Raw genomic sequence first — 9159 nt, forward strand, 5'->3', positions numbered from 1 at the left:
GGCTATTCATGTACATTCCAATTTTCTACCAGCCTTCAAATCCTAAGAACGAAATCCAGTTTCGTGCACCTGCTGTCAACGATGCGCTGGCGTTCTGTGGGACGTCTCCAGACCAAGAAGAGCAAGCCACAACTCGATACCTGAATTCTGTTCAGCTTGGTGTAATGCAAGATAGCGCTAAGTGGACAGCACAAGATCGCCGCACAGCGCTGTGGTGGATTCACACCCATTCTCAACCGAATGGCGCGGAACAGACAGTTAGCTATCAATGCAGTCATTGTGGTGAGCTGCATCACTATGATTTTGATCTGTGCGGGTTAGCTGAAGATTTGGAGCTGCTAACAGTCCCCCCGCATATCGAGATCAGCATTCCTGTTAAGGGCATCCCGTATCAATGGCACCTGAAGCCGATCGACGGTCTGGGTATGGAACATCTTGAAATGATGTATTCAAATCTGCCGGCGGAAGACGCCCCAAATTATGAAACGGAATTAGCGAACCTACGGCTGGTGGAGATCACTCTCCAAGCACACCTGGCCGAGCAACCAGGAGACTTCCAGGAAGCGGCTGAAATGCGTTATGAACTGATCCGTAGCATGGAAACATACTCGGAGTTCTTGCCACTAGTTGCCAACGTCAAAAAGATGCAGGAAACGTTACGCCACGGGCTACCTATAACGATCCGCAAAGGAACGGCGCAGCTCTACATAAAGCCTCATAACTGCCCTACCTTGGCTAAGGAGGGACAGGCAATTTCCACTCGCCTCTTCTTTCAATTTCGGTGTGTCGACTACCTTCCAGGTCATGTCGTTAAGCTCCTGGGTGACCCTAATTCATGACTTAGCTCTATATGGAAAGCAGTCGATAGGCGATATCGAAAGATTGCCGCAGTGGCGAGCCTTCAGGATGTGCGATGACTTGGTTCAAATGATAAAAAATTCGTCAGGTAAACGATAATGCCGGCACTTAACACCACACCATCTGAAATGCTGTCAATCATCGATGCGATAGATCATGCCAGCGCTCGTGAACTAAAGGTTCTGACTGATATACATAGGGTTATCGTAGGTCGCTCCTCCCTAAGACCTAACGATATCAAGTTGCAACGTTCTAATGCCTCGATTATTACGCAGATTGCACGACGTCAAGCCCCTGCCAACGAAAGCACTTCGCCTCTTCGTCGCAATCAGTTGCATGATATTCGCAATAACAATGGGCGTATTGAACTGATTGTTTCAGGTGGTGGATTTCAAATAAATGACAAAAAAAGTCAAAAATCACCATTCACCATCGAAAGCGGGAAGGTCACGCGCGGCTCGGGCGGAAATCATGCAAATTTAAGTAATTTGCAATCAAAAAATACGCTTTTGCAACAAAGTAACAGTCAAAGCCATGCTGGACGGGTTCTAAAATTAAAAGGTGAAATCGAAAATCATTATTCTGAAATCGGAAATGCGGCAAAAAAGCTACCGTTTATTGAAGAAGATAAAACGATAAAATCATCAATAAAACATGATGTTGCTAAAGGATTGGCTGCGAGGGATAAAGCAGGGCGCTTTATCTCGAAAGACACTGTTGAAAAGACGGGTGGAGATGGTAAGAAATCAGAGGAACAAAGCCTGCTGAAAAGGCTTTCATCATTAATCGTTAGTAAACGAGGCGATGGCGAAGCGACTGAGGTTGCTGGTATGGCAGCTGGCGGGGTTCTTTTTAGCGCAGGGAAAGAAGCCGCCGAACTTGTGAGCGGTTTAAACGATAAGGTTGTCAGCCTCAAGGAATGGAGAGATAAGCGCAAAGACCAACCAGGATCGACGAGTCAAACACCCGTGACGTTCGCCGGTGTGACACCAACCAAGTCACAGCAAGCTTATAGTACGAGCACCACAGGCAAAGTAATTTCGGTCATGGAATCGCAACAGGAACAACTTGCGAAGTCAGACGCAGAAATCATACGAGTCCTTGGTGAAATTCGAGACAAAAACGAAAAGGGCAGTGCCGGCCGGGGTCTATTGGGTAGTGTTCTTGCTGGCCTGGGTGGTAAAGCCATTGGAAAGGCCATTGGATCTCGTATTTTAGGCGGCTTGTCTTTAGCTCTTGGTGGCGGAGTGCTTGTAAAGCTGTTCAGGCGATTGGCCGGTGCAAGTGACGTCGGCGATGTAATTCGAACTGGGCGCGGAGCGCTCACAACAGGGGGAGTGCATGGAGAGCGCAAACCTTCAGTGCCAGCAGGTAAGGGTAAAGGCAGTAAGATAGCAAAAGTAGCGGCGGGTGCGGGTGCAGTAGCGGCCGGCGCTTACGGAGCCATTAAAGGGGTCTTCGGCGTGAATGGTGAGGCTGGTGAACTAGCCACGCCAGTTACTGAAAGCCCTCAGAAATCAACAAATAGTGAAGTGGAAAGCCGGAAGCAGAAAAAATCCGGCAAGAGGTCTAAACGGCGAAGGAAAGTATCGCAAAGTAGAGCTTCAGCTAAGGCAAATGAAAAGGTCGCTGCAAAAGCATCGACTGCATCGGCTGAGCATGCAGCTGAAAAAGTTGCTGGTGAAAAGGTCGCCGAGAAAGCCGCAGGGAAACTTGCTGCAAAGGGGGCGCTGAAGGCTATTCCTGTGGTCGGGACGATTATTGGCGCCGGCATTGATGCGGTTGAAGGCTTCAGCAATGACGATGGGCAACGTGGGGCGTTTAAACTGGCTGAGGGGCAAGAAGTCCCAGGGCGCCAAAAAACCGAATATGCAGCAGCCAACGTAATCGACATGGGTGGTCTAGTTTCAGGAGGGGCAGGGTTCTTAGCTGATGGCGCCAGATGGCTGGGTATGGATGGTGTTGCGGACAGCTTAACGTTTAGCACCGATGGGATCGCAGAATCGCTTGATAGCGGCGTTAGCAGCGTCAAAGAGTCTTTAGATAGCGGTATTAGTAGCGTAAAAGAATTCTTTGGTACCAGTAGTGATAGTCATGTTGAAGCCATTCGAGCTGGAGCAAAGCAAACGACTGAGGCAATTAAAGACCTAGACCGATCACTTCAATCTACCATGCCAGGTATGGCAGAGCCATTGGAAGATCAGAGTGGAACTCCTGGTTCAGTTCCGACGTTTAATAATGTGTCGAGTGAACTAAATATTGGCGGGGTTAACTCACATACCAGGTCATTTAGAAATAATAATTTTGGGAACCTTGAATATGCAGGTCAAGCCGGCGCTGAGCTGGAAGCTGCAAATGCCAAAGGTGAGCGACGCTTCGCGAAATTCGACTCGCCAGAAGAAGGGTTTCGAGCCTTGGCTAATCAGCTTAGCAGTTACGCTGAAGGGACGTCTAAAGCTGTAGGATATCAGAAGCTGAATACCGTGCGCGGTATTATCACGAATTACGCCCCAAAAGGCGAGAATGACACTGAGGGCTATATAGCTCAATTATCTAAAACTTTGAGGGTGAGGGAAAGCGATCGCCTCGACCTAAGCAATGCAGACGTAATGACTAAAGTGATGCGGCAAATCGCTACAATTGAAGGCGGTGCCCCGCAGGTTTCCGATCAATTTATAAAAACAGCCATTGGTGCGCGCTCCGGGAGAAAATGGGTTGGTCAATTTAATCCAGAAACATTATCAATAATTAACCAACAGCGACAAAACGATGGCCTTGAGGCGATAACAAACAATGCTCAATTCTCTCGGCCAGAAAAGCAAACAATCGGCTCACGAGTCAGCGAAGCTGCATCCGAGGCTTACGATACAGCAGCAACGTATTTAGGCGAACTTGGTGGGAAAAGTGATGCAGCTCTAACAGGGATGTTTGATGTTGAAGGGTTGACTGTTCCGGCTCCTGAAAGAGGGTTAACAGTACCTCTAAATGACAAAGTTCCAACGGCCTTGCAAGGTGCGTCTGGCTTGCCAGATGCCATCGCAGTTCTTCAAGGGCGTGCTAGCCGCAGAATGGGTTATACGGGCTTGTCTGATGCGGACATTGAGCTAATTCCACCTCCTACGGTTAGTGGTGCTCAAGAGCGGTCGATGGAGATCGTCCCGGCAAATGAGGTGAAAAAATCTCGCAATAAAATGTCTCCCCCCGGAAATTCAGAAACTGATAGCTGGTGGGATGAGACGAAATACATGGCTTCAGGCATCGGTAACGTTGCTATTGGAGCAGTTAAAGGCGTGGGGGAGGATGCAGCTAGAAGCGCGCTACAATCGATAGGTGTAGATATTGATAATCCGTTGTCTTCGTTCGGAGCTACGGCCGGCGATACGGTTGGTAGCGGGGCTTCATCGCTCATTTCCGGCCTGATGGCTGATACGCCATTATCTTTCCTGAGCGACACGGTTTCTAACGCGATTGGGGGAAAAGCAAATACTCTCACTCAGCAGGTTATTTCTGCGTTTCAAACTTCACCACCTCCACCGATCCCAAATCTGGCGGCTAGTGGTGTGGCGCCAGTTTATCAGCGCGATAATGAATCACGTAGCCACGATGATGAAAGCCTGTCCTGGTTAGAACGTATTGCGAAAGGGGTCGAGAAACAACTCAATGTGAAGCCGGAACCGAAAGAGACAAATATCAATATGACGGCCCACAGCCCTCAGCCGGCCCCGCGTGGGGAAGTCCCAACCTCAATATCAGATAGTGCCCTCGAAAAACTCTTCGGGTGATAGTGGGCGCGGCACTCCTGCCGCGCTCATTAACTCACTTCGCTTAAATTAGCGTCCTAGCTACCAGTACAGGTATTCATATGAACGAAATAGATAGCCTTTTACGAGTGAGCGGGGAGGGCGTAAACGTCAAAATTGGTGATGTAGAAGCCATGCAAGCACGCATTGAGGACTGGTTACATACGCCGGAAGGAAGTGTCTATGGTCTACCTGAGTATGGAAATCCGTTGCCGCGTTATAAGCACGAGCCTCTAGATAGCGTGCATACGCTGGTCGCTATCGAGAACGAGATCATCATCAAAATGATGAGCGATATAGCTGATTTGAAGTTAACAGGGATCAGGATAGAGCCAGCAGAAATCGATGTATTTGTCCTGACTATTGGGATACCGAAACAGGATCTTTCCTGGGCGATGAAAAAGGAGTAATGATATGACTTCGCAGGAAATTTTAGAGAAATTCACAGCCCTTATTCAGCAGAATGTCTGGTGGAGTCGCTTTGTAAATAGCCAGTTTATGAAAATGCTGGCGATTATGCTCAGCCAGATAATTTACGCAGCTCAAACAGCTGCGGAGAAAGCGTTAACCGAAGGGTTTATTAGTACAGCAACAAAGCGCTCTTCAATCCTTGCTGGTGCTGAGGATCGTGGGTATGTGGCCCGCCAAATTATGCCATCTTATGGCACTTCATCAGTAACAAATAAAACTCAGATACAACAATCCCTTCCAATCTATGCGGATCTAATTTCTGACGAACAGAAACGCTACATGCTGGTTGAACCGCTTGTTTTAAAGCCTGGGGAAACTCGGCATGGTGTTCCAACAAAGCAGCTTGAACGAGAACAGCTCATATTTGATGTCGAAAACGAAACAGAGTTCTTGTCTTTCACATTAACGAAAGCTATGACGAAGAGGTGTGTCAGTATCGATGTATCTGTCACAGATAATGGAGTGGCACGCCGGTGGGAAGAGAATCCTCAATTCCGTCTTTCTAATAAGAACTCTCTTCATTATGTAAAATTCTATCGACCCACGGAGCAAATAGGTATTCGTTTTGGTGATGGTTCGATTGGGAAGATGCCGGCTGGTGGCGAACAGGTCATTTTAGATGTGTGGTTAAGTGATGGTGATATCACCCTTGTGCAAGGACAGACTTTAACGCCATATGCTGGATCTTCTGATTTATCAGGTAAAATTGAGGTAAAAACAGAAACTCCGATTACAAACGGAGCAGGTTACGAAACTACCGAAGAGACACGGAATAGAGCGCAATATTTTACAGCCTATGACGGCCAGGTAGTGTGGGGCGCGGACTATAAATTTTATCTTCGCACTCAGATTCCAAATATAAGCTGGATCAATGCTTGGGGTGAGAAGGAGCAAGAAAAATCAACAGGCGTTCATTCTCTGAAAAATATTAATACAGTATTTTTCTGCGGACATAAGAAAGGGCTGACTCAGGAACAAATGGAATCGGTTGTTTTAAGCGCCTTTCAGGATATCCCCAATGAACTCAACAAGAATTTTGTATACGTAAAGACAAATGAGCGGCCATTTACAATTAACGTTACTGGCGTTGTGAAAAAAAACGAAGTAATTGTTGATGCAGAGAAGAAGATCCGCGATGAACTGGAGGCTAGGGCGGGTCGAGACTCAAGTAATTTTGAACGCGATGAATCAGGGGAGTTTGCACGAGTTTCGCATAATGAAGTTTGGGCGATTATTCAGTCAACAGGGCTGTTGTCGAAATTCAAGCTTGAGATTATAAATATGAGCGAAGCGGCAGCTCTAAATGATTTTATTTATCTTGATGTGAAAAAATCGAAATTCGAACTTAAATACTGAGAGTTATAATGAAAGATAATTGGTTCAAAGAGCAAATGACGTCCGCTAAGCAACAATCTGGGTTGTGGGCGGGGTTTGCTGATGTGGTGCAGTCAATGCTGAACAGTATTGTTCTGCCATTGATTGAGCGCACTGCCAATAGAAAATCGCTGTACTCAATGGATAAAGATGACTTGAGGAAAAAGATGGGAGAACTGGGTAAGTTCTTCTATATCGATGGGGAAAATTCTACTTCACTGCCAGTATTACTTTCGCAACGTCTGGATGAGATCCATTTCAAGGGAACAAGTCGCCCAATTGAGGCAACTCTTTGGCGTGAGTTCAAAAACCTTGCGGCGACTTGGGCGCCACTTTATGCCCCCGTGGATCAAGCAAAGTTTCCGTATGGTTCCTATTTCGTCACCAAAGACGAGCTGGAGACGTCAAAGGATAAGTATGGTGATTTCTTCCTAACCTCGCGCGGGCGCATCAGCGTGGCACTGAATGACGTTTACGAGGTGTATTCGGACACAGATCCATCTAAGGTGTTAGACGAATTCATGCGTCAGTTCAAAATGGTCATAGAACCGTTGATACCGCTGCATATAGTGTTTGATGGCATGGGATATCATTTGCGGTTTGAGCTGGTGGAGCGAAAAATAGTATTCACCCTCTCTGGCGCCAGCGCAAAGATCCAAAACGGCACCTGGTATATCGAATCACTCCAAACGGTGATCGCAGCACAGTCTGTTTCTACAAATCTTACTGTGGCCCAAACGCTCAGCAATATTCCTCGGCCACTGGAGGCTGTACCCGTCCATATGGATGAAATGCGACTCGATGCCTGGGTGCTTGATGTGGTGCCTGCGCCAATGATACGCCCAACGCAAGGGGATGATTCACGCCTTGTTGTAGTGGACGGGATCGCCAGCATTAAAACGCTCGGTTACCGAGGTTGTAACATCGAGTTTACCTCTGGAGAGCTAATCGGATACACATTCCCAGAAGAGGTAGATAGCGCTATACTGCCTATTTCTGCGGCCGAGGTAGGACGAATAAACTCCATTATTTATCTAGACACCATTTAACAGGCTGCATGACAAAATGCAGAGGCCCAGCCCCACTGGGCCGGTGTTTTCAATTCTAAAACTCACTTTACATAAACTCGCCTGCTAATCAACCACTGCACAGGCGTTCTTCTATGGCAGAAATTAAGGCCGTTCAGACCGGCGGGAAGCTATTTCGAGCTGCACTGCTGGATTATTTTTACAACCGGCGCGCGGAGTCAGAGATCGGGGCTGGAACAAGGTTCGTAATGTCGAAGGGGTACTTTGGTACATCGGCCCTCGTAACCGCCAACCCGGCGGGAGGTTGGAACATCGCGAACATCCCGTCGACATACTCCTTGAGCGATCTGAAAAACAAATTTGCTGAGTGCAACCTCGTCTGTACTGCCAAAGAAGGGTTGATCACAATTAACGCAACGCTACAGGACTCATTGCTACCTGCGGATACACCATACAACTTCAATACAATGATGCTGATTGACGGCGATGGCAAAGCGTTCGCTGTCCTTTGCTGCCAGCAAGACACTTTGTATCGCGGGAAGGCCTTTACTGCCGTGTTAACTATCGACCAGAGGGCTGGATAATGGCCGCTATAACTACAGTTGGCGGCATCACGATCGTTGCCCCGAAAAATTCCAGCGGCCTTTTGGCTGATATTCAATATTTAGAGCCATACGCCTCATCTGCTTTCAACCGCAAAGCATATGGGATTTTTGGCGCCGGTGTGTATCAAGGATTCTCAGTTGCCCCTGGCAATGGTCTAAATGTTATCGTTAAACCAAACGGTACTAAGCCAGGTGTAGCATCGGTTAATGTTAATGGCTATCAAATCACAGTACAGCTTCTTACTGAGCAAACTGTAGCTTTATCGGCTGGGAAGCTGAACATCGTTGTTTTGGAGGCAAAATACGGACTGGGTATCACCACCGATCAGGTAAACGCTGATTCCAAAATTAAGGCAGCCAGTTTGTTTGTCGTTAATGACGAGAAAAGCATCATTGATGGCATGATTGAGATTTGTCGAGTTAACCTCGCAGCTAATGCAACTAGCGTGCCGGCCGGAAGTATTAGTATCGCGAACCGTTATTCTCTGAAGGTTTCTTATGAGCCTACAGATGATATTAATGATGCTCGAGATAGTCGATTGTTGACTGTTAAAGCAGGTAGGTCATTTGTCCCCATTACCGGCGGGAATATGACAGGGCCGTTAGGTGTAACTCGTCTAGTTTTTCCTGACGGTGGCGTATTTCACGCTAACAAAGATATTGATCGTGAAAATGGATTCACTCTTGAATCACTTTCTACTATCAACACGGGATATCCAGTGCCAGGTGGCCTGGGAACTCTGGTCACGTTCAAATCGAACGAATATCGAAATGTTCAACTCGCTTTTGGTTCTGGTAACACTGAGTTTTATTTGCGCTCTATGCGTAAAGATACTGGGGCATCCACTGAGAAATGGGATCGCGTATATACCCAAGCCTTCAAACCGACAGCTGCCGATGTAGGTGCACTGACTGACCCGCAGGCAGTGCAAAAGTACGCGCTTCGCTCGATTAAAGTTAATGGCAAACCTCTATCATCGGACGTCAATTTGTTGGCTGGTGATGTTAATGCGTATAACAAAA

6 protein-coding genes and 1 pseudogene are annotated in these 9159 nt (G+C 47.3%); all 7 read left to right on the forward strand.

Translation table 11 applies throughout. The features are described from left to right. Nucleotides 1-8: 8 nt before the first annotated feature. On the forward strand, nt 9-839 hold the full coding sequence (locus tag QOL81_RS24085) for a hypothetical protein (RefSeq protein WP_283440109.1): 831 nt from the start codon (nt 9-11) through the stop codon (nt 837-839). 117 nt (nt 840-956) lie between these two features. After that, nucleotides 957-4640 (forward strand): hypothetical protein, encoded by a 3684-nt coding sequence (locus QOL81_RS24090; protein WP_283440110.1) that lies wholly within the window; start codon nt 957-959, stop codon nt 4638-4640. Between the two features lie 80 nt (nt 4641-4720). Then, nucleotides 4721-5068 (forward strand): hypothetical protein, encoded by a 348-nt coding sequence (locus tag QOL81_RS24095; RefSeq protein WP_283440111.1) that lies wholly within the window; start codon nt 4721-4723, stop codon nt 5066-5068. Nucleotides 5069-5072: 4 nt separating this feature from the next. Continuing rightward, nucleotides 5073-6485: a baseplate J/gp47 family protein gene (locus QOL81_RS24100; protein WP_283440112.1), complete on the forward strand. Its 1413-nt coding sequence runs from the start codon at nt 5073-5075 to the stop codon at nt 6483-6485. 8 nt (nt 6486-6493) lie between these two features. Continuing rightward, nucleotides 6494-7552: a phage tail protein gene (locus QOL81_RS24105; RefSeq protein ID WP_283440113.1), complete on the forward strand. Its 1059-nt coding sequence runs from the start codon at nt 6494-6496 to the stop codon at nt 7550-7552. A gap of 113 nt (nt 7553-7665) precedes the next feature. Next, complete coding sequence (locus QOL81_RS24110; RefSeq protein ID WP_283440114.1) at nt 7666-8115, forward strand: phage tail protein; 450 nt, start codon at nt 7666-7668, stop codon at nt 8113-8115. Further along, a pseudogene (locus QOL81_RS24115) lies at nt 8115-9159 on the forward strand (hypothetical protein); the annotation flags it as partial. The gene QOL81_RS24110 and the pseudogene QOL81_RS24115, both read left to right, overlap by 1 nt.

Origin of the sequence: Serratia sp. CC22-02, assembly GCF_900182895.1 — a bacterium.
Lineage (GTDB): Bacteria > Pseudomonadota > Gammaproteobacteria > Enterobacterales > Enterobacteriaceae > Serratia > Serratia nevei.

What these genes read in the sequence shown, in the direction of transcription:
- QOL81_RS24085 (WP_283440109.1), top strand. Translation starts at nt 9, where the DNA reads ATGTACATTCCAATTTTCTACCAGCCTTCAAATCCTAAGAACGAAATC.
- QOL81_RS24090 (WP_283440110.1), top strand. Translation starts at nt 957, where the DNA reads ATGCCGGCACTTAACACCACACCATCTGAAATGCTGTCAATCATCGAT.
- QOL81_RS24095 (WP_283440111.1), top strand. Translation starts at nt 4,721, where the DNA reads ATGAACGAAATAGATAGCCTTTTACGAGTGAGCGGGGAGGGCGTAAAC.
- QOL81_RS24100 (WP_283440112.1), top strand. Translation starts at nt 5,073, where the DNA reads ATGACTTCGCAGGAAATTTTAGAGAAATTCACAGCCCTTATTCAGCAG.
- QOL81_RS24105 (WP_283440113.1), top strand. Translation starts at nt 6,494, where the DNA reads ATGAAAGATAATTGGTTCAAAGAGCAAATGACGTCCGCTAAGCAACAA.
- QOL81_RS24110 (WP_283440114.1), top strand. Translation starts at nt 7,666, where the DNA reads ATGGCAGAAATTAAGGCCGTTCAGACCGGCGGGAAGCTATTTCGAGCT.